The sequence below is a fragment of the Bifidobacterium sp. 7101 genome (assembly GCF_000499285.1).
Taxonomy (GTDB): domain Bacteria; phylum Actinomycetota; class Actinomycetes; order Actinomycetales; family Bifidobacteriaceae; genus Bombiscardovia; species Bombiscardovia apis_A.
On the sequence record NZ_AWUN01000005.1, the window covers coordinates 107,563 to 132,470 of the forward strand.

Annotated in this window: 24 protein-coding genes; 18 read left to right on the forward strand and 6 right to left on the reverse strand. The window is 55.6% G+C overall.

The window, feature by feature from the left end:
- Positions 1-22: 22 nt before the first annotated feature.
- Together P272_RS0107100 and P272_RS0107105 are read left to right on the forward strand one after the other, a co-directional pair.
- A complete protein-coding gene (locus tag P272_RS0107100; RefSeq protein ID WP_029678850.1) occupies positions 23-1,396 on the forward strand; it encodes an NAD-dependent succinate-semialdehyde dehydrogenase in 1,374 nt (457 codons plus the stop codon).
- A gap of 132 nt (positions 1,397-1,528) precedes the next feature.
- On the forward strand, positions 1,529-1,876 hold the full coding sequence (locus P272_RS0107105) for a DUF3017 domain-containing protein (RefSeq protein WP_253269683.1): 348 nt from the start codon (positions 1,529-1,531) through the stop codon (positions 1,874-1,876).
- Positions 1,877-1,905: 29 nt separating this feature from the next.
- On the opposite strand, the gene P272_RS08925 is transcribed toward P272_RS0107105, so the two are convergent.
- On the reverse strand, positions 1,906-3,159 hold the full coding sequence (locus tag P272_RS08925; protein WP_052323232.1) for an MIP/aquaporin family protein: 1,254 nt from the start codon (positions 3,157-3,159) through the stop codon (positions 1,906-1,908).
- 170 nt (positions 3,160-3,329) lie between these two features.
- On the opposite strand from P272_RS08925, the gene P272_RS0107115 reads away from it, so the two are divergent.
- The 3 genes from P272_RS0107115 to P272_RS0107125 all read left to right on the forward strand — a co-directional run bounded on the left by P272_RS0107115 (position 3,330) and on the right by P272_RS0107125 (position 6,926).
- Complete coding sequence (locus P272_RS0107115) at positions 3,330-4,103, forward strand: pseudouridine synthase (RefSeq protein ID WP_029678853.1); 774 nt, start codon at positions 3,330-3,332, stop codon at positions 4,101-4,103.
- Complete coding sequence (der, locus tag P272_RS0107120; protein ID WP_029678854.1) at positions 4,100-6,208, forward strand: bifunctional cytidylate kinase/GTPase Der; 2,109 nt, start codon at positions 4,100-4,102, stop codon at positions 6,206-6,208. The genes P272_RS0107115 and der overlap by 4 nt, the downstream gene beginning before the upstream one ends.
- 238 nt (positions 6,209-6,446) lie before the next feature.
- On the forward strand, positions 6,447-6,926 hold the full coding sequence (locus P272_RS0107125) for a GNAT family N-acetyltransferase (protein WP_029678855.1): 480 nt from the start codon (positions 6,447-6,449) through the stop codon (positions 6,924-6,926).
- A gap of 371 nt (positions 6,927-7,297) precedes the next feature.
- Here P272_RS0107125 and P272_RS0107130 read toward each other — a convergent pair whose 3' ends face one another.
- Together P272_RS0107130 and P272_RS0107135 are read right to left on the reverse strand one after the other, a co-directional pair.
- On the reverse strand, positions 7,298-8,026 hold the full coding sequence (locus P272_RS0107130) for an SdpI family protein (RefSeq protein WP_029678856.1): 729 nt from the start codon (positions 8,024-8,026) through the stop codon (positions 7,298-7,300).
- A gap of 10 nt (positions 8,027-8,036) precedes the next feature.
- Entirely contained in the window at positions 8,037-8,375 is a 339-nt protein-coding gene (locus P272_RS0107135; RefSeq protein WP_044097886.1) for a metalloregulator ArsR/SmtB family transcription factor, read from the reverse strand.
- A 309-nt stretch (positions 8,376-8,684) separates the two neighbouring features.
- Here P272_RS0107135 and P272_RS0107140 point away from each other — a divergent pair, with 309 nt between their 5' ends.
- The 12 genes from P272_RS0107140 to P272_RS0107200 all read left to right on the forward strand — a co-directional run bounded on the left by P272_RS0107140 (position 8,685) and on the right by P272_RS0107200 (position 19,218).
- Positions 8,685-9,332 (forward strand): HAD family hydrolase, encoded by a 648-nt coding sequence (locus P272_RS0107140; protein WP_029678858.1) that lies wholly within the window; start codon positions 8,685-8,687, stop codon positions 9,330-9,332.
- Positions 9,333-9,505: 173 nt separating this feature from the next.
- On the forward strand, positions 9,506-10,075 hold the full coding sequence (locus tag P272_RS0107145; protein ID WP_172636723.1) for a DNA repair protein: 570 nt from the start codon (positions 9,506-9,508) through the stop codon (positions 10,073-10,075).
- A 300-nt stretch (positions 10,076-10,375) separates the two neighbouring features.
- A complete protein-coding gene (locus P272_RS0107150; protein ID WP_216476241.1) occupies positions 10,376-11,431 on the forward strand; it encodes a zinc-dependent alcohol dehydrogenase family protein in 1,056 nt (351 codons plus the stop codon).
- 285 nt (positions 11,432-11,716) lie between these two features.
- Positions 11,717-12,475 carry an ABC transporter ATP-binding protein gene (locus P272_RS0107155; protein WP_029678861.1) on the forward strand — a complete coding sequence of 253 codons (759 nt, stop codon included), beginning with the start codon at positions 11,717-11,719 and terminating at the stop codon, positions 12,473-12,475.
- A 32-nt stretch (positions 12,476-12,507) separates the two neighbouring features.
- Entirely contained in the window at positions 12,508-13,896 is a 1,389-nt protein-coding gene (locus P272_RS0107160; protein WP_029678862.1) for a hypothetical protein, read from the forward strand.
- Between the two features lie 317 nt (positions 13,897-14,213).
- Positions 14,214-14,747 carry a ClbS/DfsB family four-helix bundle protein gene (locus P272_RS0107165; protein ID WP_029678863.1) on the forward strand — a complete coding sequence of 178 codons (534 nt, stop codon included), beginning with the start codon at positions 14,214-14,216 and terminating at the stop codon, positions 14,745-14,747.
- Between the two features lie 201 nt (positions 14,748-14,948).
- Positions 14,949-15,545: an RNA polymerase sigma factor gene (locus P272_RS0107175; protein ID WP_155805040.1), complete on the forward strand. Its 597-nt coding sequence runs from the start codon at positions 14,949-14,951 to the stop codon at positions 15,543-15,545.
- A 14-nt stretch (positions 15,546-15,559) separates the two neighbouring features.
- Positions 15,560-16,405 (forward strand): hypothetical protein, encoded by an 846-nt coding sequence (locus tag P272_RS0107180; RefSeq protein WP_029678865.1) that lies wholly within the window; start codon positions 15,560-15,562, stop codon positions 16,403-16,405.
- Positions 16,406-16,513: 108 nt separating this feature from the next.
- The gene (locus tag P272_RS0107185; RefSeq protein WP_029678866.1) at positions 16,514-17,131 is read left to right on the forward strand and encodes a hypothetical protein; all 618 of its coding nucleotides are present in this window, start codon (positions 16,514-16,516) and stop codon (positions 17,129-17,131) included.
- Entirely contained in the window at positions 17,128-17,886 is a 759-nt protein-coding gene (locus P272_RS0107190; RefSeq protein WP_044097890.1) for a hypothetical protein, read from the forward strand. The genes P272_RS0107185 and P272_RS0107190 overlap by 4 nt, the downstream gene beginning before the upstream one ends.
- Before the next feature lie 31 nt (positions 17,887-17,917).
- A complete protein-coding gene (locus P272_RS0107195; protein ID WP_029678868.1) occupies positions 17,918-18,778 on the forward strand; it encodes an ABC transporter ATP-binding protein in 861 nt (286 codons plus the stop codon).
- Between the two features lie 35 nt (positions 18,779-18,813).
- A complete protein-coding gene (locus tag P272_RS0107200) occupies positions 18,814-19,218 on the forward strand; it encodes a DUF2511 domain-containing protein (RefSeq protein ID WP_029678869.1) in 405 nt (134 codons plus the stop codon).
- Positions 19,219-19,518: 300 nt separating this feature from the next.
- Here P272_RS0107200 and P272_RS0107210 read toward each other — a convergent pair whose 3' ends face one another.
- Both P272_RS0107210 and P272_RS08930 read right to left on the reverse strand, forming a co-directional pair.
- Entirely contained in the window at positions 19,519-20,046 is a 528-nt protein-coding gene (locus P272_RS0107210; protein ID WP_044097891.1) for a VOC family protein, read from the reverse strand.
- Between the two features lie 83 nt (positions 20,047-20,129).
- Complete coding sequence (locus P272_RS08930) at positions 20,130-20,933, reverse strand: MerR family transcriptional regulator (protein WP_052323234.1); 804 nt, start codon at positions 20,931-20,933, stop codon at positions 20,130-20,132.
- Positions 20,934-21,258: 325 nt separating this feature from the next.
- Here P272_RS08930 and P272_RS08725 point away from each other — a divergent pair, with 325 nt between their 5' ends.
- The gene (locus P272_RS08725) at positions 21,259-21,924 is read left to right on the forward strand and encodes an ABC transporter ATP-binding protein (RefSeq protein ID WP_172636724.1); all 666 of its coding nucleotides are present in this window, start codon (positions 21,259-21,261) and stop codon (positions 21,922-21,924) included.
- 641 nt (positions 21,925-22,565) lie between these two features.
- Here P272_RS08725 and P272_RS0107225 read toward each other — a convergent pair.
- Complete coding sequence (locus P272_RS0107225; protein WP_253269684.1) at positions 22,566-24,776, reverse strand: ArnT family glycosyltransferase; 2,211 nt, start codon at positions 24,774-24,776, stop codon at positions 22,566-22,568.
- Positions 24,777-24,908 lie beyond the last annotated feature (132 nt).

Sequence of the window (24,908 nt, forward strand, 5' to 3'; positions counted from 1 at the left end):
TCAATCATTCGAAGGAGATATTGTGACCTATCAGACTGTCAATCCCTTTAATAATGAACTTGTCAAAACCTACCCCGATGCCACCGACGAGGACCTGGAGAACGCCCTGGCCCGTGGCCATGACCTCTACAAGACCTGGCGTAAGCAAGAAGGCCCCGGAGACCGTCCCGCACAACTGCGCCAGGTTGCCAAGCTCTTCCGCCAGAACGAGGATGCCCTGGCTGCCAACCTGACCCTGGACATGGGCAAGCTGGTGGGCGAGGCCCGCGCCGAGGTGGAGCTGTGCGCGGACATCGCCGACTACTTCGCCGACCACGCCGAGGATCTGCTGGCCCCCGTTCCCCTAGACAACCCCGCTGGCAAGGCCTACTACATCAAGCAGGCCACCGGCATCGTCTTCATGGTCGAGCCCTGGAACTTCCCCTACTACCAGATCATGCGTGTGTTCGCCCCCAACTTCATTCTGGGCAACCCGATGATCCTCAAGCACGCCTCCAACGTGCCCGGCTCGGCAGTGGCTTTCGAACAGACCGTGAGAGAAGCAGGAGCCCCCGAGGGCAGCCTGACCAACCTCTTCGTCAACTATGCCCAGGTGGACCGTGCCATCGCCGATCCCCGCGTCTCAGGCGTGGCACTGACCGGGTCGGAGCGCGGCGGCGCTTCCGTGGCCAAGTCGGCCGGAGCCAATCTGAAGAAGTCCTCCATGGAGCTGGGCGGCAACGACGTCTTCATCGTCCTGGATGACGCTGACTGGGATCTGCTGAAGAAGGTGGCACCAAGTGCCAGGCTGATGAATGCAGGCCAGGTCTGCACCTCCTCCAAGCGCTTCATCGTCACAGAGAACCGCTACGATGACTTCGTCTCGCTCATCGTCGATGCCTTCTCACACGCGGTTCTAGGAGATCCCAGCAACCCCGAAACCACGCTGGCCCCCATGTGCATGGTCTCCGCCCGCGACAACCTGGCCAAGCAGGTCGAAAGCGCTGTGGCCGGTGGAGCCAAGGTTGCCTACGGAAACAAGCCCTACGATTCGCCGGGGGCCTTCTTCACCCCGACGGTTCTGACGGACATCGACCGTGACAACCCCGTCTACAACCAGGAGATGTTTGGCCCTGTGGCCTCCATTTACAAGGTTGCCAACGAGGATGAGGCCATCGAACTGGCCAACGACTCCAGCTACGGCCTGGGCGGTGTGGTCTTCTCCTCGGATACCGACCATGCGGATGCTCTGGCCCGTCGCATCGAGACCGGCATGACCTTCATCAACGGCAGCTGGGTGACCATGCCTGAGCTGCCCTTCGGCGGCGTCAAGAACTCCGGCTACGGCCGCGAGCTCTACAGCCTGGGCTTCGACACCTTCGCCAACGAGCATCTGATCTTCCAACACAAGAACTGATCAGGCTGCTCTGGCTCCTTGTTGAAACGGCGACCGTGTCATCATCGTCCGAGGGCGATGGCGGCACGGTCGCTTTGCGTCAGCAGCGCTGGTAGGCTCGAACCGGCAGAGCAAGTGCAGAGGTAGGAGAGCATGGCAGACGCGAATAAGACCGAGAACCCGGATCTCAAGCCCCCACAGCCGCCCAAGACATCGGGTCGAGGCCATCCCTTCGTCTCGGAGGCTCAGGAGGGTCGTCCTATCTGCGAGGGCATCATCTTTTTGGTGGTTCTTGTCGCCGCGCTCGTGGCCTTCTGCGGATACACCTGGGCCGCGACTGGACTGGTGTCCATCGCGGCCCTGGTTTGCGGCGCCCTGCGCCTGATTCTCAAGGATCGCAGCCCCTGGAAGGTGCGGTCAGTACCCTTCGACGCTTTTATCTGCATCGCCCTGGGTATCGGCCTTCTGGTCACCTACTTCAGCATTCAGCTGTTGCTGTGACCCCCTCCGGGCTTTCGATCCTTAGTGGTTCAGTCTTCAGTAGGCTTGTCTTTGGGTTCCTTGTCACTGTCTTCTTTTTCAGATGCAGTGTGAAGGGGCTCGGCCTGCAGATCGGGAATGGTTCCCGCATCGACATGTGCAACAGCATCCTGGTTAGCATCAGCATTCTTACTTGCATCGGCATCTTGGACAGCATCGACGTCGGAAAGAGCTGACACATCGACAGTCTGAGCTGAGGTGTCGGCAGCATCAGCGGCGGAGCTTTCAACTGGAGCAGGAGAGGCCTGGGCCGATTGATCCTGAGTCTTAGCACCTGCAGGAGCAAAGGCATCAGCCTGAGCATCTGTGCCCGTCTGAGCCTGAACACCGGTTGCAGCAAAGGCATCTACTTGTGCCTGTGCTTCCGGCTGGGCATCAGTGGCGACACCCATGGCACGCATGGCCATGTTGTCGGTGATGATGCTGGTCACGATGATGACCAGGGCCACCAGGGATGCAGCCAGCAGGGGGCAGATCCAGAAGAGCCAGAGCTGCGAGATCGGGCTGACGGCCATGTGCTTGGACTGGGCGAAGATGGCGATGCCGGTGGAGCGAGCGGGGTTCAGTCCCGCGCAGGTGATGGGGTAGGTGACCAGCACGCCGACGCCATAGGCCAGCCCGGTGTAAAGAGCATGGTTGCGACGGGCACGACCGTCAGAGCGCAGGGTGGTGATGGCCGCAGCCACCACAATCATGCAGCCGATCAGCTCAACCACGATGGCCATGGGTGCCCCGAAGGCGATGTGCTGCTGACCCAGAGTGGCTGCAGCTGGCGAGCCACCGGAAAAACCGTTCACCGAGAACATGAGCCAGGTCCTGGCCGGCACAGACCTGCTGACCGGCACAAGGGCAACAGCGAGTGCGCCGGCGCCAATAGCGCCGATCACCTGGGCGACGATGTAGATCAGCCCGTCCACCATGCTGATCTGCGAGGTGAACATGGCTGCCACGGTCACGGCAGGGTTGAAGTGCCCGCCGGAGACGCCGCCCAGCATGGCCGTAACGACCAGGTAGGTCAGGGCGGTTCCCAGGACCGGCAGCACCACGCTAGGCTGGCCCATGACCAGCTGGCCGAAGCTGTAGGACAGGTAGATGACCGCGCAGATCAAGAAGGTGCCCGCCAACTCGGCGGCGGCACGAATCCAACGAACATCACGAGGCCTGATCCGCCTGCGGACGGGCTTTGCGGCAACCTGCTCGTCGGCCTGTTCGAGGACCGGCTCAGCACTTGCTTCCATAGTCATGTTCCCCACCTTGCAATCCCTTCGACGACAATGAACAACAACAGTTTCAAGCTTAGGGCAAGCCAACAACACTTCCCTAGACTCCGATATAGTATGATATGACCTTTCGGCGGCTGCGGTCGTCCAGAACGGTATCCGTTACATATCTATCAGGCCACGTTGGGAGAACGATGCCACATCCATACACACAGGCGATCAGAGCGCGCGAACAGGGGGAGGAGGGCATCCGCCTCCAGAAGGTGCTGGCCCAGGCCGGATTCGGCTCTCGTCGCAAATGCGAACAAATCATCACCCAGGGCAGGGTCGAGGTCGATGGCGAGCTGGTCACCACCTTGGGCAGCCGGGTTGACCCCTCCCGCCAGCAGATCCGGGTGGATGGATCCCGCATCCATCTGAACGACAAGCACGTCACCCTGGCCCTGAACAAGCCCCGCAAGGTCCTCTCGACCATGGACGACCCCAAGGGCCGGTTCACCCTGCGCGACATCATAGGGGACCGCTACGAGCGAGTCTTCCACATGGGCAGGCTGGACTATGACTCCGAGGGTCTAATCCTCATGACCGACGATGGGGAGCTGGCCCAGCACGTCATGCATCCGCGCTATGAGGTGGAGAAGACCTATATCGCTACACTCAGCGGCCACATTGGCGGCAACGTCTGCCGACGGCTGGTCACCCAGGGTGTGGAGCTGGACGACGGCCTGATTCGGTTGGACCGTTGCGCCATCATCGACCACAATCGCGAGCACACCATCGTCAAGGTGGTCCTGCACTCGGGCAAGAACCGGATAGTACGGCGCATCTTCGGTGCCATCGGTTTCCCGGTGACAAGGCTGGTACGCACCCAGATCGGCCCCATCCGACTTGGCGAGATTCGTCCGGGCTCCTATCGGGTGCTCTCCGCCGCCGAGATCAAGGCTCTGGATAAGGAGGTCGGACTGTGATCACTGTCGCCATTGATGGCCCTGCGGGAGTAGGCAAGTCCTCCACATCGCGGGCCCTGGCCAAGCATTTCGGACTGGCTTACCTGGATACCGGTGCCATGTACCGGGCGGTCACCTTATGGTGCATGGACCGCGGGCTGGACCTGGACGCGGACCAACCCGACCAGGAGGCAATCACCGAGGCCGTGGCCGATTCCATCACCGGTGGCCACTTGGTCATGGGGCTTGACCCCGAACATCCCAGAGTCAGCCTGGATGATCGCGACGTGGATGAAGAGATACGTTCCACCAAGGTCTCCGAGCATGTTTCCGTGGTCTCTTCGATTCCGGCCGTGCGCCATGTTCTCATCGCCGCCCAGCGGGCCATCATGTCCGATCAGGAGCGCGGCGTGGTGGCCGAAGGACGGGACATCACCACCGTGGTGGCCCCGGATGCCCAGGTCCGTGTGCTGCTGACAGCCCGTGAGGAGGTCCGTCAGGCCCGCCGCAGCGGCCAGGCCCAGTCCGGGTCAGCCGGCGCCGAAGATCTGGCAGCACGGGATGCCCGGGATTCCAAGGTCACCTCCTTCATGAGCGCTGCCGACGGGGTGACCACCGTGGACAACTCCGATCTGACCTTCGAGCAAACATTGCAGGTCCTGATCGATCTGGTCTCCTCGGCTATGGAGGAGGACTCCTACGACGAGTACGCCCGGAACCTGGACGACTATGAGCTGGATGAAGAAGACCGTGCCCTGTTGGAGGGCGGCTCCGAGAACCAGGATGACCAGGACCAAGGCCCTAAGGCCGTAGGCGTGCTGGCCGTGGTGGGAAGGCCCAACGTGGGCAAGTCCACCCTGGTCAACAGGATCCTCGGCCGACGTGCCGCCGTGGTTGAGGACACCCCTGGCGTGACCCGGGATCGTGTCAGCTACGAGGCCGAATGGGCCGGCACCCAATTCAAGCTGGTGGACACCGGGGGTTGGGAGAGCGATGTGGAGGGCATCGAATCCGCCATCGCCTCCCAGGCACAGGTAGCCGTGTCCCTGGCTGATGCCGTCATTCTGGTCGTGGATGGTCAGGTGGGGCTGACCGCCAGCGACGAGCGGATCGTCACCATGCTTCGGGCCGCCGGTAAGCCGGTTGTCCTGGCTGTCAACAAGCTGGATGACCGGATGGCCGACTACACCGCATCCGAATTCTGGAAGCTGGGCCTGGGCGAACCCTATGCCATCTCAGCCATGCATGGCCGGGGGATAGGCGACCTGCTGGACGCAGCACTGGAACAGCTCAGCAAGGCCGAGAAGACCTCGGGATTCCTCACCCCGGAAGGCCTGCGCCGGGTGGCTCTGGTCGGCCGGCCCAACGTGGGCAAATCCTCCCTGCTCAACCAGCTGGCCCACGAGGAGCGGGCAGTGGTCCACGATGTGGCCGGCACCACCCGCGACCCGGTCGATGAGGTGGTCCAGGTGGACGGCGAGGACTGGCTCTTCATCGATACCGCCGGCATCAAGCGCCGCCTGCACAAGATCTCGGGTGCTGAGTATTACTCCAGCCTGCGCACCCAGGCGGCAATCGAGCGCTCGGAGCTGGCGCTCATCCTCTTCGATGCTTCCCAGCCCATCGCCGACCAGGACTTGAAGGTCATGAGCCAGGCCGTGGATGCCGGTCGGGCCATCGTCCTGGTCTTCAACAAGTGGGATCTGCTGGACGACTTCGGCCGGCAGCGTCTTGAGCGGCTCTGGCAGACCGAGTTCGACCGGGTCACTTGGGCCGAGCGGGTCAACCTGTCTGCCAAGACCGGCTGGCACACCAACCGGCTGGCCAGGGCCATGCGAACAGCTCTGGAATCGTGGGACAAGCGCATACCGACCGGCAAGCTCAACTCCTTCCTGGGCAAGGTTCAGGCTGCGCACCCGCATCCCTTGCGAGGCGGCAAGCAGCCCAGGATCCTCTTCGCCACCCAGGCCTCGACCAGGCCGCCGCGTTTCGTGATCTTCGCCACCGGCTTCCTGGAGCACGGCTACCGCCGCTATCTGGAACGTTGCCTGCGCGAGGAGTTCGGCTTCGAGGGCACTCCCATCCAGATCTCCGTGCATATCCGCGAGAAGAAAAAGCGCAAATAAAGAAGGTCCCTGGGCCGACTAAGGAGCCGGGCCAGGGACCTTTCCATACCTCTGCGGGCGGGCGCGGCACCTCGACCATCTCACTCCAGTAGCAGCGCAATGCAAACTTGACTTACAGGATTCGTGTCTTTCCCGAAGTTTGGGTTTGATTGATTTACTCTGGGGTCACTTAAACGAGGTCTTTGTATCATTGTTGCCAATATAAATTCTGAGTCTGCATATTGCGTAAGGAGAAAATATGAAGTTTGAAAAAATAGCGTTATTAACTCAAGCAAATGCAAACCAGATCGCCAGAGAATGGCATTACAGCGATACGTATAGTTTTTATGATATGGAGAATGATCCAGAAGATTTTGAAGAAATAATCACTCCAAGGTTGCGGGCAAATAAGTACTATCAGATTTTGGATGATAAAGATGAACTGGTTGGTTATTTTTGCTTGGAAAGGTTATCAGAGGAAAAGGTTGAAGTCGGTTTAGGATTGAGACCGGATTTAACTGGACTAGGGCTAGGATTATCTTTCGTTAAAGAAATTGAAGCCTTTATACAGAATAATTTCAATTATAAATTGATAATTCCATCAGTAGCCAGCTTCAATAAACGTGCAATCAAAGTTTATCAGAAAGCGGGATTTAAAATTGATGGTTCTATGCTGCAGAAATCAAACGATGGCGTATATGAATTCATAAATTTAAGCAAACCTGTGGATCGTTGCTAAGAAAGCAAGAACTTCCCTGGGATCTACACTGATTAGATAGCTATGCAAGTTCAAGCGGGTGAACGTGCGGGTGATTGCTGGGCGTGTAGCCAGTCATTCTTGGATTAGTTGGACGAGAAAGATACCGGGGATGCTCTTACATCCACAGTAAACCCCGATAGAAGTGCGCTGGCTTTAATCCTTGTTTTTGACAAACTAGTTTCCATGAAATACAGGCTGTGCGCCATGGCCGCTAATAGAGCACCATGGCGCCGGATACTTGATTTGGTCTAAATCAGCATCGACATCCTTCCTTCGAATTCAGGAAGTTCTTACTTGTATCCTGATCTGTCATTCACAGTCCCCTTTAGCTCACGCATTGCCTACAGGAACTAACGGTGGTAGACAGGTTCTCCCTGCCCGGCATACTTTCTGCCAGCGTATGAACCATAGGCAAGAATGAGTACAAGAGCGATTGCCAGAGCGGTTCCACAAATCCAATAGAGCCTGACTCCGCTATAAGCTAGGGCAGACAGGATCATGACCACGCCCAGAATCATGAAGAGCACCCCGCCAAACTGCTGACAACGGCGCCAAGCCTCGCGGCTGGCGTAGGCACCTGGCACTCGAAAACCGCTGATGCCGTTGGGTCTGGTTTTAGGAGCAAGATTGCCGATGACTATGAGAGTCAGACCAATCAAAAGCATGGCGACCTTATCAATGCCGAAATCCGTCGGCCACCAACCCCAATGAGGATCAGCGGAAGCTATTTCGAACAGATCTAAAACAGCGAGAATAATCTGCATGCATAGCCCACCCAGCAGAAAAACGGTCAAAGTATGTCCCGCTTCATCACCACGTTTAATCAAATATGCCCGCAGGACGAGCATGAGGATGGTCCAAATCAGCGCAATGACCAGACAGAAGCAGGGCATCCAAACCAGCTCCTGGGGAGAGCCCCAGCGGTCCACCTGGTTCTGTGCATTCCAATGAAGCGGGACGTTTTCATTCGGCAGACGATTGACCACTAAGCAGCTTACGCCCAGCATGATCATCCCCGGCAACCACTGAGCCACGACCAGGGTCGGGACGAACCGACCCGCTTTGCCACCATTCGCCATGAGAGTCTCCTTAGGACTCGGAAACCGCCGTCGAACCAGTTTCCTTGCTCACAGTCTGCGGCTCGGGCAGACTTCTCTTGTCGCTGGCGCTTGTCCGCAGGCGGTAGAGCCACTGAATGGTACTGTCCAGCACGCTCAGATTGAGTTCATAGATAACCCTGGTGCCCTGTTTGTGGCCGACAATCAGGTCGGCTTCTTTCAACTTCCTCAGATGATAGGACAGCTTGGATGGCGTCATTCCCAGCTTTTCTGCCAGACGTCCGGCCTCCATGCCGCCCTGTTCCAAGAGATCCAGCACACGACGACGCAGTGGATCAGCCAGAGCCGCTGTTGTTTCTTGAATAGCCATAAGTCTCCTTTTCGGTGATTTTCTCTAGTATTTGCATGCTAACATTGTTTCAACCAATATTGTATGTATTCTTCGACTTTTATGTGCTTTTCACTCACTGAGCGCAAAATAATTGACAATCGCTTGGATTGGCGTTTTGTATGGCAACATTAAACTGTTGAATATACCTACTTTTCTGAAGTAAAGGCTGATTGGTAAGTGCTTTGGCTCTAACCCACCGGTCCAGACCTGATCTGAAGTCATGTTAGTATGAAAACTTCTACGAATAGGAGAACTTGCTGCGTGGGCGAAACTGGAATAAAAGTCAACATTGGTAAGGCCGCCATTTTCGATCTCGACGGCACACTTCTGGATTCTATGGGAGTCTGGAAGGAAATCGACCAACGATTCTTCGCCCGTCGCAACATCCCCATGCCGGACGATTACGCATCTGCAGTGGCCTCCATGCAGACCGGCGCCATCGCAAGGTACACCATTGACCGCTTCCACCTTGACGAGCGCCCAGAAGATCTTGTGGAGGAGTGGAACGAGGACGCGCTCCTGCTCTACGCCACAGCTGTGCAGCCCAAGCCCCACGCACTCGATTACCTGCAAGCGCTAAAAGTCAGCGGTGCCGCCCTGGCGGTGGCAACCAGCCTCCCGCCGCGTCTGCGACAGGCTGCTCTGAAGCACGCTGGGATGACCGATTGTTTCGACCAGGTCTGCAGCGTGGATGACGCCAAAAGCATCGGCAAGGAGGAGCCGGAAATCTACCTGTTGGCTTCGCGGATGCTGGGCGTTCCACCTGAGCACTGCACAGTGTTCGAGGATCTTCTGGTCGCTGTCGATTCGGCCAAGCGCGCTGGGATGAAGGTCTGGGCCATGTACGACCAGTCCTCGGCCAAGGATTGGGATTCCATCCGCTCTGAGGCCGATGGTGCTATCACTGACTTCGCCCAGGCGCCTGCCATTCTCTGACTCGCTCCGCACCAGCTGGAGCCAGCTGTTACCATGAAAGCGTCAAATAATTTGGTGGAGGCTTTATGGGCAATTCAGGCAAGGTAAATGCCGGTTGCTCAAAGTGGCTGTACTCACGTTTGCTCGCTCGTCTGGGATTGCAAAATTGGTGGCCGGCAGAGACTGACTTCGAGATGATGATCGGAGCGGTGCTGGTCCAGCATACGGCCTGGGGGAACGCGGCCATGTCCATCGAGCAGCTGCGCAAGGCCGATCTGCTCGACCCCTGCAACATGGCCGACGTCGACCTGGCAAGGCTGACGAACTTGATCAGATCAAGCGGCTTTATGAAAGCCAAGGCACGCACATGCAAGGCCCTGGCTCAGTGGCTGCTGGCTCATGGCATCCGCACGGCCGATGTGGAGGACTGCGCGGATGAAGGTCTGCGTGACGACCTGCTCACCATTACCGGGGTTGGACGCGAGACGGCGGATGTCATACGGCTCTATGCCTTCGGCCAGCGCTGCTTTATCTGGGACGCCTATGCACGCCGGATGCTGGACGGTCTGGGGTGGGCCTCCTTGCGGTCATACCAAGAGGGTGAAGAGTACGAGGCGGATTTTATTCGGGTTGATCAATGGCCACTGAACGATCTGCGTGAATATCACGGGCTGATCGTTCAAGCGGGCAAAAACCATCGCAACCCCCAGGCCTACGCTGCCTTCCTTAAGGAACTTGCCGGTCCTGAAAGCTCCTCCAAGTGAGCTGAATCGTTGCGGTTCGCCCTATGACGTGCATGCCAAGATGCATACGATTTGTTACAAGGTGTGTCACAAGGTGTATGACAATACCTCAATACGCGACCTCATACATAGCAAGTCTTATACGGCCTATAAAGCACCTATATATGACTGCAACTAATGACCGTATTCCCATGCGACCATCTTGTCCGTACCTCTGTGAATCGCGCACAATAAGGATTTAACTTGACTTCAAGCGGATTGAACTCCGTAGACTATGTTTCATCCGCATACTTGGCAGACGGATACGCCAGGTAGTGAAGAATGGGGAGCATGAGCATGAAGGCAGCAAAGTTTGTGAAGCCAGGCCGCATCGAGCTGGAGGAAGCGCCGATGCCGACCATCGAAAAGCCCGGAGATGCCGTGATTCGGGTCATCCGGGCCTGCGTGTGCGGATCCGACCTGTGGTGGTACCGTGGGATTTCCTCAATGCCCTCAGGCAGTCACGTAGGGCACGAGGCCATCGGCCTGGTCGAAAAGGTGGGCTCCGATGTCACCCACGTCAAGCCAGGGGACTTCGTCATAGCGCCTTTCACCCATGGTTGCGGGCACTGCGCCGCCTGCAGGGCCGGCTTCGACGGTGACTGCCTTGATCCAGACAGGCGGGGGAGCGGCGGCTATCAAAGCGAGTATCTGCGATTCACCAACGCGGACTGGGCCTTGGTGAAGATTCCAGGCCAACCTGAGGACTACAGCGACGACATGCTTGACTCTCTGCTGACCCTCTCCGACGTGATGGCCACCGGTTATCATGCAGCCGCTACAGCCCAGGTCAAAGAAGGCGACACGGTCGTGGTCATGGGTGATGGGGCGGTGGGTCTGTGCGGAGTCATTGCGGCCAAGCTGCGTGGGGCCGAACGCATCATCGCCATGAGCCGGCATGAGGACCGACAGAAGCTGGCTCGTGAATTCGGGGCCACTGACATCGTGGCTGAACGCGGCGACGCTGCTGTGGAGCAGGTCATGGCTCTCACCGACGGAGCCGGAGCCGATGCCGTCCTGGAATGCGTGGGCACCGAACTGTCCACCGACACTGCTGTCAGAGCAGCCCGGCCCGGCGCAGTAGTCGGCAGGGTCGGCGTACCGCAGCAGGCTACCATGGACACCTCTAAACTCTTCTGGCGCAATGTCGGGCTGCGAGGAGGCACGGCCGCAGTCACCACATATGACAGGCATCTGCTGCTTGAAGAGGTGCTCAAGGGCAGCATCCAGCCAGGCAAGGTCTTCACCAAGCGCTTTGACTTGGATCACATCCAGGAGGCCTATGAGGCCATGGACCAGCGCACCGCCATCAAATCCCTGCTGCTTGTTGGCGAATGAGGCTGCAGCAGTAATCAGCTGACCTCGGCGCCGCTGACATAGTCGGTGGCGCCGCGTAAGCATGCCTGCCTAAACATGCCCCTTTTTTCGAAAAATCAGGGCCGAGTCAGGGATAATTCAGGGTAAATCAGGGTATTTCATCCCTTCTTCGCTGATATCAATGGAATTGACTGATGACGACAAGGATGACCGTCATACAGGGTCAAGCGACGAACGAGGGCACATGACATCTGCGAGGCGAATCAGCATTACTGAGCGTAGATGCCTCGGTCTGGAAGGTCGTCGATGATCATCCAAGGGAAAGATGCTACTATGAATAACCCCAACGTAAGCGTGAGCAGAGGACCGACACCAACGATTGAAGCTATGGGGCTGTCCATGGTGGTCTCCCCGCGCCGTGGCGATTCACTGACCATTCTCAATGACATCGCATTCACTGCCTATCCGGGGGAGATGACCGGCATCATCGGGCCGTCAGGCAGCGGCAAATCGACGCTGCTGTACTGCCTGGCTGGGCTGGAGAAGGCCACTAGTGGAACTGTGCTTCTGCTGGGCAAGGACATAACCCGTCTGGGGCTGTCGGCCATGACCAAGTTCAGACGCCAGCATCTAGGCTTCGTATTCCAGTCCTACAACCTGATCACCAGCATGACGGTCGAACAGAATCTGGCTCTGCCATTCACCCTTCGCGGAACCCGCTTTCCCAGAAAGACGGCGGATTCCCTCTTGAAGTACTTTGGCCTGATCGATCAGAAAAAGAAAAGCGTCACCCTACTGTCGGGCGGCGAGCAGCAACGTGTTGCCCTGGCCCGCGTCCTGTTATCCGACGCAGACGTGGTGTTCGCAGACGAGCCGACTGGCGCCCTGGATCAGGAATCCGGAGAAAAGGTCATATCGGTGCTGAAGGAACTTGCCAACCACGAAAAGAAAACCATCGTACTGGTGACGCATAACAATGAGGTGGCGGGTCAGTGCGATCGGCTGTTTGCCGTGCGCGATGGCCGTATTAGCCAGTCATTCTCTGCGAAAGCGCCCATGGCATGAGAGGCGCCCTGTCCGAACTCAAAGCAGCGCCCATGGTCTGGAGCGCGGTCTTGCTGGCCATGGTCGTATCCCAGACCGTCATCTGCTCCCTCTTTGCGGTCGCCGCAATCATTGATCAGGACTATCAGGGCCCGGAGCAGGAACTTGGATCCGCATACACTGGTCCCGCCTTAGCATTCAGCGTGATCATCACCGTAGCTGTGTTGCTATGGGTCATGAACTCAGCACTGAATCAACGACGGCATCAACTGGCGCTCATGGTTTTGCAAGGCGCTCTGCCTTGGCAACTGCTGGCCTGGAATCTGCTGATTGTCATGGGATTATTCATCCTGTCTATTGCAGCCACCTGCCTTTTGCTGCCAGTGATTACGCCCTTGATCTTCGCCATGGTGACAAATCCACTCGATTTGCATTTGACATATGCCAGCAGCCACCTGTTCAATTCGCTGGGCAAAGGCCTCGCTTTCAGCGCTGCGCCCATCCTCATAAGCACCCTGTTGACTATCCGTTCGCTCTCGAAAATACGACCAATGGAAGCACTCAGGCAATCCCAGAATCCGCCAAAGCGGATAGGCGTCTTCCGCTTCCTCCTGGGAACCATATGCTTGATTGGCGCGGGCTGTATGCTGCTGATTCCAGCTTTTACACTTGCAACCAACCCTCGTGCCAGTCAGATGAGCAGCGATGCCGTTCCAGATCAGATGACGGTATTTCTTGCCTTCGCCATGGGCGGCATGTTCCTCCTGATATTCTCGCTGGCGGCTTTCGCGCCATACCTCCTGCCCAGATTCACGGCGATATGGACGCGTATTGTGGCGTTGCCATCCAGAACCTGGAGGCTGGCAGGCCAGCAGGCTGTCGGCAGCATACAGCGCCAGGGAGCGGCGATCATCCCGATGACTGCAGGTCTGTCATTGCTGATGACCGTCAGCGGAGGATTGAGCACGATGATCACCACCATGCAAGTCGCTTTGCCCCCCAAACCAGACAGTACTGTTCCGGCGACCGCAGACATGTTTGCGAGTCTCTTGGCGCTCACTGGACCGCCACTGATCATCGCGATAACAGGTGCAATTGCAGGCACCTTGATCACTTCCAAAGGCAGAGGACTTGATCTGGCGCTGACCTACGTATCAGGTGCTGGAATCGGCCAGCTCAGAGTATTGGGCGCACTTGACGGCATCATCACCATGATTACCAGCACACTGTTCTCCCTGGTCATCACCTTGCTCTGCACCTCATCCCTTACCTTCATGCTCTCGCGCTTCATGGGCAAAGCACAGATGAGCGTGCAATGGGTCGCTTGGATCGTAGTGGTGCTCATCGCATCCGTGCTTGGTGCCGCAGCCACAGGAATCCAAGCTCTGACCACCAGATTCGAGAACTCTGTCAGTGTCATATCGCATGCCATAGGCGAGTAATAAAGTCCTGCTGTATGCACCCGAATACATATTTGAGCCAAGCAAAGCCTGCCGACATCTGCCATTCCCTCATGCCTCTTGTTAAATAAATTAAGTCGGGTATATGCAGAGCTTGGCTTGATGAATTTAATTGTTAGGTAGGTGCAACTGTGAGCACTTGATGGTTTCCCGCCAATACAGGTAAACACTGAAGTATGCGACGATTTCCTACACACGAGCATTTGCAAGGCCCATATAAGGTACAGTCAATAACAAACCGCGACAGGTGACGATGAACCAGTCAAATCTTGTCAACAATAGACAAATGGAGGACCGTCATGGCGCGACCTACCACCAAGGAAGAACTCATCAAGGCGGCTGATGATGGCTTCGACAAACTCGTGGCGCTGCTTGAGCCGCTGACACCTGAAGAACGCAATGGCCGCTTTTCCTTCGATCTGAGCAAGGAGAAGGGGGCCCATTGGGCACGCGACAGGAACATCAAGGACGTGCTCGTCCATCTCTACGAGTGGCATCAGCTGCTGTTGAACTGGGTGGAGGACAACCAGCAGGGCAGGACCCACGACTTTCTTCCGGACGGCTACAACTGGCGTAATTACGGCGAGATGAATGTGAAGCTGCGGGACAAGCATGATGACACCACCTACGATCAGGCCTTGAACCTGTTCGTCGAATCCCATAAGAAGGTCATGGCCTTGGCGCAATCGTTCACCAATGAACAGCTGTTCACCAAGGGCGCCCTCCCATGGACCGGAAACTCTACCTTGGGCTCTGCCTTCATCTCTTCGACCTCCAGCCACTACGACTGGGCCCTGAAGAAGATACGGAAGTACTTGAAAGGGCGTAAATAAGCGCTAGGACACCTGAAAAGAATCAGCTTCATACAAGACAGTAATGGATTGCCCTGCGACCAGATTCACAGTATGGCCGACCCCAGAAGCAGCATCTCAGCATATTCGTAATAGCACTGGAGCATAACCGCGATAACCGCTTGCATAGCCGTAAGCAAGACGATATCTAGGATGTAGACAAAACAGAGAAGGACATCATCAGTGAAACGATCTCGCATTGATCCAGATACTGATGATATAAGGCTGATCAAGATGGTGGCTGACGGAAATGAATCGGCCTTTGAGGCACTTTACAATAAGTATGCTCATACCGTCGAAGCCTTTATTTCCCTGCGAATATCCGACGATGAGGATGCGAGTGAAGTTTTTGCTGACACATGGCTGGGCTGCTGGCGTTCCTCAAAAACCTTCCGCGCAGACAGCAAGGTGCTTACCTGGATACTCAGCATTGCCCGGCGGCAAGTCTATATGAAACGTCGCAAACCAAAACCACCTGACCAAATGGATCAGGTGGAACTTGACTCGATAACCGATGATCAGCTGGAGCCTGTAGAACTGGTCAATAAGGACCTGACGATGGAAATAATACGGCAAAGGATTGATGCACTCCCAGCAGAAATGGCCTATACGGTAACCCTGGCTTGGCTCTACGAGTTACCCTACCCGGAAATAGCCTCCCTGCTCGACGTTCCGGTTGGGACTGTGAAATCTCGCATTGCCCGGGCAAAGCAGATCCTGCGCCCGCAGTTGACCGACCTCGCTCCAGTCAAACCCCATAAGCTGCAGAGCCAGAGGTAATTGAAGGGGTGATTATGACAGACCGATATAAGAGCACAAGCCCAGACAGCACAAACCCGGTTACCGAAGAATACCAGGGTGAGGTTCAAAAGGCGCTTATGGAAAAAGAGCAGAATGCCCAGCCGGCAGTTCCGGCTTTTACTAGCGTAATGAAGGCCATCCACCAGAAGCCGTCGCTGGCAACGGATCAACCGATTCCATTCATGCGCCAAGTACGTTCCTGTGGCCCACTTATTCGGGCCCAATTCCGCCTCATACCGCGATATATCTTACTGGTAGAAATTGCGATAGCAGCGTGCTCCGTCTTAATTGGCAACCTTATGCAAGGTGCACGTTACGGCAGTCTCGGTCTGCATATCTTTTCAAATATGCTCATGCTCAACATGACACTGACGATGATCCTGGTTTTTTCCATTAAAGATGATCATGAATTAATGCTCAGTATGCCCCTGGGACCTCAAGTTGTAGTAGCTACTAGACTGTTGCTGGCCTTTATCTCCAACATTGTCGTCGGGGGAGCAGCCTTGTTGATTGTCACTGCAATCAACCCTGGAATAAGGCCCCTGCCAGTTATTGCCCAAACGATAGCCCCCATAACACTCCTGGCGAATATCGTGGCCCTCTTATGCATATGGCAATGCTCTTGGATTGCACTGCTCCTAGGGATACTTGCACCACTAATGAGAACTTTGCAGAACTTGAGGTCATCATTTTTCCTACCGGCATGGGTCAATTCGGTACCCACTACAACCGCAGCCTGGGCAGGGACCATCCTACTGACAGTGGGACTCCTATCTGCTGTTATCCTTACAGCCCCTCTTGCCTGGCATACTCAACTCGCCGGTGGAGATAAAAATTAATGAACCTTTTCATCCTCTCTCGCTACTAACTAAGCAGACGGAACGAGTAGCGAGCAATGTCTGGCAGCAGCCGAAAGCCAAAACCAGATATGAGGAAGGTGGACGAGGTTGGCTTTCGTAGGTATACAGCTCAAGAGGCTTTATAGGCTGGTATTGCTGCCGTTCATACTGACCGCAGGTATTCTTCTTGCGGGCTCCTTACTGGAGGGCATTTGGTCACCGGACCGCATACGGCCGGTTATAATGGTTCTTACTCAGGTGCCAGTAATTGCTGCTGGCCTATCTACAGCTTTTGTACTCAATGGTGACCCAATCGTTGAACTTGCTGAGTCAACTCCAACTGGATGGCGAAAGGTTCAAGTGACCAGGCTGCTTATCATTACCGGAGCATTTCTTGCTGCCGCAGGCCTTCTTTTTATCGGCTTGCATATGATGCGACTTTGGCCACGTGACATGGGATGGGTGAGCATCATTACCCCGGTTGGCAGTATATTCATTGTCAACTGTCTAGTGTTCCTTATAGCCGTACTCACCATGTCTACGCCAACATCGTCGCTGGCTTCCATAGCTATTTGGCTGTTTTTATGTTTTATATGGGATCCATACATCACCGATCCGGTCCGGCAACGACTCATTCCATTGTTTATTGCAGCAGCAGGCGCAATCTTCGGATGGAACATGTGCGGTGATGCGGAGCGCAATGTCGTAAGGGTGGCAGCCCTATGAGGATAATGAGCCTTGTACGCATCACGATACTGATGTTTTATCGGCGCAAAGCCTTGTGGATAGCCAGCATATCGCTGGCGCTCTTCGCCCTCTTTTTGGCCTATGCTTCTCCTATGTCACCTGGATTCAGCAACACAGATGGTCTTGTCTTTACCGGACAGGTTCTTGCTATGTTCACCCCGTTGGCATACGCAGCATCTTTTAGCGACCTTATGACTGCCGACAGGCGAACAGGTATGGACGAACTTGAATCCACCTCCCCCTTGCCGATGGCAGTCATCCGCGCAGCTCATGTCTTGGGAGCCTGGGTTATCTGCATATCGTCTTCCCTGCTTTTCCTTGTATTGATCGCGGTCCACCAAGCCATCCACGGCAACGGTGAGGCAATACTGGTGGCCCTGGCAGTAGCACTTGTCATACTCTCACCATCAATACTGATTGCTATGGGGATATCCGCCCTGCTGGGAGCCCTGTTGCCCACGATCGTAGCCCGAATTCTTGCCGTCCTGATATGGGCTTGGCTGGCTTTCTATACCCCCCTCTTACCAGTTCCAACGCTCAATGGAGGCCCCCTAGCAGTCATTGGCGATCCCATTGCGCAGGGATGGTTTCATACCGATCCTATGTACATACCGGCGAACGGCCCCTTTACCGTCCAATCAGGAGTCATATCCCTGCTCTGGCAGGTGTGTATTATCTTCCTCCTTTTCACTGGTGCAAATATGGCCTCCAACCACATAAAAGTTCGGGTCTGACTTTCATCTGACTTTGAAAGGAATCACTTACATGTTTATCTCCATTGACCATCTGACCAAGGATTTTCGGGGGAGACCAGCCGCTTTAAACGATCTGACCGTTGATCTTCCACAAGGCATGATAGGGCTCATAGGACCAAATGGTGCCGGTAAAACAACCCTCATGCGCATTCTCACTGGAATAATCAAACCGACTAAAGGTAAAGTTTTTATTGATGGACAAGACCTGTCTTCGCCGGCCAACAGGCGAAATCTAAAACGGCACCTGGGCTATCTCCCACAGCACATCACCCCCTACGAGAACCTGTCCCCGCTTGAATTCCTTGACTATATCGGCATCTTGAAAATGATCGACAATAAACGTGCACGGCAGGAGCAGGCACGTACCCTTTTGGAACAGGTGGGATTGGAAGACATGATGAACCAACCTATCAGAGGGTTGTCCGGGGGCATGAGGCGCAGGGTTGGCATAGCACAGGCCCTTATGGGCGACCCCCAGCTACTGGTAGTCGACGAACCCACAGCGGGGTTGGATCCCGAAGAGCGCATGCGGTTCCGCACGCTCCTTGCCCAGCTGGGACAGGATCGAACCGTTATCCTCTCCACCCACATACTCGATGATGTTGCACAAACCTGCCCTTGGGTGTGTGTATTACGTTGCGGACGCAACCAGTATGACGGGCCGACAGAGGGGCTAATCCATGAAGCTGCCGGTCACACCTGGGTCACGCCCCCCATTGTGGCCCCACCGGATAATGCCACAATCATCAACGCGGAACCCACCCCACAGGGGACAAGATACCGCATAGTTACCGATACACCGCCCGCAGGCTCTGTAGAAACTGCGCCCAACCTTGAGGACGGATATATGGCTTTGGCCAGCGAGCGCTAGAAACAGCCTCCAAGTATGAAAGAACGTCGATAATTATGAAACGAATCAAGCAGAGCCTCAGAACCCTTTTCCTTATATGCGCCACAATTATGCTGACAGTGGGGGTTGTTGGCTGCGCTGATGGCATGAAGCACCCTGAAGAGTATTCCACTGATGGAAGCAATAAAGTCGCAGCTACCAGCAACCCGCAAACAATTTCGAAAGAGGATCTGGGTCACACCTGGCCTCTTAAAGTTGATGAGGGCACCGTGTCGTGCAAGCTCAGCAAGCAGGGAGACCCCATCCTCCGCTTTATCACCTCAGATGGTGAACAGTACGCACTGAACCAGGTACAAGACAATGAGCATCTCAAAAGCATTGAAACATTAAAATCAGATAAGAGTAAGTCAGTAGGAACTCTGATGAGTTTCGCCTTCTCGGTCTGTGACGTCCCAAAATAAACCAGTTTTACAGGGCTTTGCGGCTTGTCCTCTCCAGGTAGCCTACCTGATCTTACCCAGTCCAGAGCAACCTGCCGGATTATGCATCTACATTCTGTTACAAACGTGCCATTCAACTGGCTGGCAGCGTTGTTGGAATGCCCCTTCTTACCACTATGTTCTGCCGGCCATCGAGGCAGGAGCCAACAACTATCTGCTCAAAGATGTAGAGCCTTATGTTTGAACCCACCGACCGTTCGAGACATCTAATCGTTGCTCCCAGAATCAAATCGTGACGGGGGAGGAGGGCTTGATCTTTGCTCATTGACCGTGCGAGTTCAGATAAACTTCAGTCTGTTCCTTGTCGACAGCCAAGGCGGCCGTGAGAGTAAGGACCAGGCCTTCCGGAGTGTGAATCCTGGCTTCGAGCGAGTTCCACGGCTTACGTATTGGAGCTGAAGTGGAGCCCGGACGGAGGCGCTCGCATGCATCCACAATCTTGTCTATCTGCTTTTCCGTGACTGCTACGCTCAGGCTTCCTATGGGCTCCATATCCGCATCAGGGCTGCCGTCATTGGAACCACTCTTACGGATCAGCACATCCTGAAAGGCCCAGCGCCGCAAGTGAATCATCATGCCCGGCATGGTGTATAAATTGATGAAACCCAGTCCCTTCGTCCAAAATAATTCTGATTCTTCTAGATTGTGGCTATACAGGCACATGAACATGGGCATGAGGTAGATGCCACTATAAAGCTCCGGCGGTTCTGCATTCTTTCCGGGCTCCGGCACGGGACTGATGATTGCTCCTGTATAAGCAGAAGCTTTGGTCTGGTCATGGTTGTGCATGGTTACCTCGTTCCTTAGTTGAGGATTTTCAATTGGGTTGTCAAACAGAAAATGTGATATTTGGATGGAAGACACTGACTGCGTCACTCCCATCTGGCGGTGGCTGGATCTATCCCGCTTGCACGCGCTGCAGTTTCGATTGCGACCAGCATCCATTTCGCCAATCCAGGTTCCAGTTGTTCGTAATGGCGTCTAAAACGCGGGTCGGCCACATACATCCGCCCCAAAATGACGTGCATAGACGGCGTCACATGGAACCATGACAAAGCCTGCCGATGCTCGTCAATCAGTTCGAGAACCTCGTCCGAGGTGGGAGCCAGACCTTTCCGTTTGGCTTGCGCGAGCTCACTTCCCACGTCTTTAAGCCGAGCCATGTCCTTTTTCTGCTCTTGTTCAGAGTGGGAAGCTTTTCGCTCGGCATACTCAAGCCACTGCCTGCCGGTACCCCAGCGTTCGTATGCTTCCGAAAAGTACTGGTCCTCCTGATCGGTCTTCGTAGGGGCTGAATCATTGCCTAAATTCCCCTGGGCAAGGGCTATGAGCCGGTCCAAACGATCTGCGGCTTTCCTAAGAAGTTGGATTTTCTCATCAATTCGCGAGCGCTGACCCCGCAACTCGTCCAAGGCAAGCGGTGTCTTGCAATTGAGCAATGCCTTGATTTGCCTGGCATTGAATCCCATCTCCCTGTAGGTCACAATTCGCTCCAGCCGCGCGACGTCATCCTGCATATATTGCCGGTAATTCGCCTGGCCGCGAATGGGAGAAATCAGTCCTTCCTCTTCCCAGTGGCGCAGCATTCTCCGGCTGACCCCCGTAAGCTCAGACATCTGACCGATGCTCAAGCCGCTCTTACTGCCCTCGCCAGTGGATTTGCTCTCTCGTGTCATGTCTTGACCCTAAACCCTGCCATCATGTCAAGGTCAAATCAATTGTTTCCTGAGGACGGGGGTGAGGGAGTGCATGCAAACACCGGCCTCAAGCATTCCAATAACAGGTTCTTAAGAGGACGCTTTTGACCCTGCTTGTTTGCGAAGTATTCCCTGATCATGAAGACGACTAAATTCAGCGAGACCCTTTTCCCATGGGTGCAAATTAGCCTCATCAGCAGCGACTTGTCCCCTACAGGGGACAGTTTCTTTTCCTGCGTTGAAGGATTGTGCCCGCCGAACTTGCATAGGAATCAGTTGAATTCCTATCGGAAGGAGAGGCGCAATGGCATATACGGACGGAAGCAATCACCCACAGCTGGCTGTGGCCACACAGGGGTTGGTCAAAACCTATGGCGGATTTAAAGCCGTGGATGGGCTGAACCTACGGGTGCCGGCTGGCGGAGTCTACGGACTGCTGGGACCAAACGGGGCCGGAAAATCGACCACCATGAAGCTCCTTTTGGGATTGACAAAACCGACTGCGGGGAGCATGTGGCTGCTGGGACAGCAGGTCGGAAAGAAGAGCACGATACAGCCGGGCCGTGTGGGCTCCATGATTGAAGGACCCAGCTTCTATCCAGGCCTGTCGGGACTGGATAACTGCCGCATGGTAGCCGATTATCTGGGTCTGCCAGTTTCAGCTGCCTCAGAAGCGCTAACCAAGGTTGGATTACGGGGATACGAGAAGAGGAGAGTGGGAACCTATTCCCTGGGGATGAAGCAGCGACTGGGCATCGCCATGGCGCTGATATCGCAACCAGAGCTCCTGCTCTTGGATGAGCCCACCAATGGCTTGGATGCACAGGCTGTGGTCGAGGTGCGACAGATGATCATGGACTTGGCCGCTTCCGAGGGAGTCACCGTCATCATCAGCAGCCATATCCTGTCCGAAATCGAAAAGATGGCTCCGGTAGTTGGCATCATTGCCGGTGGTCACCTGCTCTACTAGGGGACATTGGAGAACCGTCGCGAAAAGGGTCATATCGATGTGCGAGTATCCGACACAGGGCTCGCGTCAATGGTGCTCGAAGACCAGAGCATTCACTGCGAATATGTCTGGAAGAGAACTTCCTCGAATTAGTGGAACCCCCAGAACATTATTCCACAGAACACGTAGCGCAGAGCCGTATGAAGCCGCCTGATTCTGAACAGAGGGGCACACGATGAGCACCGTGGAATCAATCTCCATGCGAACCGGAGAATTTCAATCGAAGAAGCCATCAAGTTCGCTCCATCTTGGGAACCTACTAGTTTTGCCTTCCATGGTGCTCAGCAAGTTGATTGCAATGCAGACCAATACAACAAAGAAGAGCGCAATAAGATCAAAAGTTCTTATTTAGTTTAATCTGATGTGATCTGGCCTGCAATGCAGAGTCTTGCAATAATCAGATCTGAATTCCAGCGCGAACTTGTCAATATGAAAATGAGCGGACTGAAGTATTGCCAGTCCGCTCACTACTTTGCACTTTTACTACACACAAAGGAGGCAACTACTCACGACCCACAGATTAGAAGTCTGTAGCTCGTCTCGTCTTTATCTTGTTACCGCAAACCTGGAAGTAACTCTTAGGCGAAAGCTGCTCCCACCGCTCAGCTGGCCTTCTGCTGGGTCAGATCATAAACAGTGACGCCGTCGACCGTGGTTGCGGTGTAGTGCTTGGCCACCCACTGCGAGATTTGCGTGGCGGTGTCGGAACCTCCCATCTGATGGCCGCCCATCTCACCAGCTATGTAGTAATGAATCTGCCTATCCTTCACGTACTGCTTGAACTGTTCCAAGCTGGGGTAGGGGTCGGAACCATTGAACCCGCCAATGGCCATGACCGGCTTTTGAGAAGCCAGCTGATAGCCCGCCGCCTGCTGGGATCCTGTCGTGGCAGCAACCCAGCGGTGGGAGTCGGATGACTTTTCCAGCTTGGCGACGATCTTGGAACTGGACCGGCCTCCACCAAGCAGACTTCCTCCTTTCATCCTTCCTCCTTCTGGTCCACCCTGGAATCCAGATTGGCTTTTGCGCTGTGAACGCATGGAAGGCGCACCCGAAGTGCTGGATTCTCCTTGTGAACCCGAGGAATCCTGGCCCATGGGACCTGGTCCTTGGGAACCCATGCTAGGAGCCTGTTGACTATTCGAACTACCACCAGGCATCTGGCCCTGCTGGCGTGACTGACCTTGCTGATTCATCGGGTCTTGGCCCATTTGGTATGAGCCCACGGGACCGCCGTCACCACCAGGCATACCTTGCTGTTGGATATTGCCAGGTGCCATGCCGCCTGCCTGGCCACCGCCAGGCTGACCGCCACCAGGAGCACCCCCGGGCATACCACCGGGGCCACCACCCATGCTCCCTGAAGTCAGGCTGGGTCCGGCTAGGACGATTGATCCCATGTGTCCTTGGGATACGGTGTACAGCGTCCATGCAGCAGGGCCAGCCATAAGCCCTATGACTGAGAGAAGGAGGGCCGCAAGAGCGAGTCGTCGTATTCGCAACAGTCCAGCCAAGGCAAAACCGAGGGCGCCCATGAGACCGATTATGAGAATGGCCCACTTGAGCCAGGGGAGCCACTGGGATCGACCTGCCAGGCTGAAATCCCAAAAGGCCGTGAAGGCGATAAGAATCGGCGTGACGATCCTGGCCCAGCGCTTGTCCCGGGCAATCCACAGACTGAATGCGCCGATGGACACCAGGGCAGCCAGGGCAGGTGCCAGAGCCACGGTGTAATACTGGTGGAAAATGCCGGCCATAAAGCTGAAAACGAGCCAGGTGACGGTCAGCCAACCTCCGAAAGCAATGACGCTGGCCCTGCGCACATCTGTACGGACAGCTCTGCCGATAACCAGCAAGTTGATGACAATGCCGGCGAAAGCCAAAGGAGCCAGCCAGGAAATCTGCGTACCGAACTCGCCGCTGAACAGACGATTGAGGCCAGTCTGGCCCCACTTGCCGCCGCCGCGAACGCCACCAGCCGGCATGCCACCTCCTTCATGGCCGTGGCCGGGTATGACGGATCCTTCTTCGCTGCCGGTCAAGCGTCCGAAACCGTTGTAGCCAAAGGTGAGCTCAAGGAAGGAGTTGCGCTGGGAACCGCCTATATAAGGTCTGTCGCTGGCTGGCACGATGACCGTCAGCAACACCCACCAGCCGGCAGTGACGATCATGGAGCCAATGGCAGCCAGTGAATCCAGGATGCGACGAACCATGCCTGTAGGTGACGCCAGAAGAAAAGCCAGGGCAAAGCCAGGCAGTACGAGCAGCACCTGCAGTTGCTTAGTAAGGAAGCCAAACCCGATCAGAGCCCCGGCCAGGACCATCCACCAAGTGCGCTTTCGATTGCCAGAGGGATGGTTGACATACTCCAGAGATCTAAGAAGCGCGTGAGTGGCTCCAGTCATCAATAGCACCAGCAAGGCATCGGGATTGTTGAAACGGAACATGAGCGCGGCTACTGGAGTGAGCATGAAGATGAATCCGGTGACAATGCCCGCCCAGTTGCCCCAGTACCGGCGCAAGGTGGCATAGAGCAGGTAGGTGGTCGCCACCCCCATCAGCGCTTCCGGCAGGAGGATGGCAAAGGAACTCAGACCAAAGATGCGCACGGAAAGTGCCATCAGCCAGAGAGCTGCAGGTGGCTTGTCCACGGTGATGGCGTTCCCCGAGTCCAGGGACCCCCAGAGAAAGGCCTTCCAGCTGACCGAACCAGCCTGGGCCGCAGCTGAATAAAACTCATTGGCATACCCGGAGGCCGTGAGGTTGATGAAGAATATTGCACAGGCTGCAAGCAGCATGACACCCAGTGCCACCCAGTCTCCACGAGTCCGTCGGGGCAGAATATACGCGCGGGAAGCGTGCTCATCAGCAACTGCATCTGCACTTGTTGATCGTGGAGGATTGAAAGTCTGTGAATGCGGGGGGAAGCCATAGCTGCTGTTAGA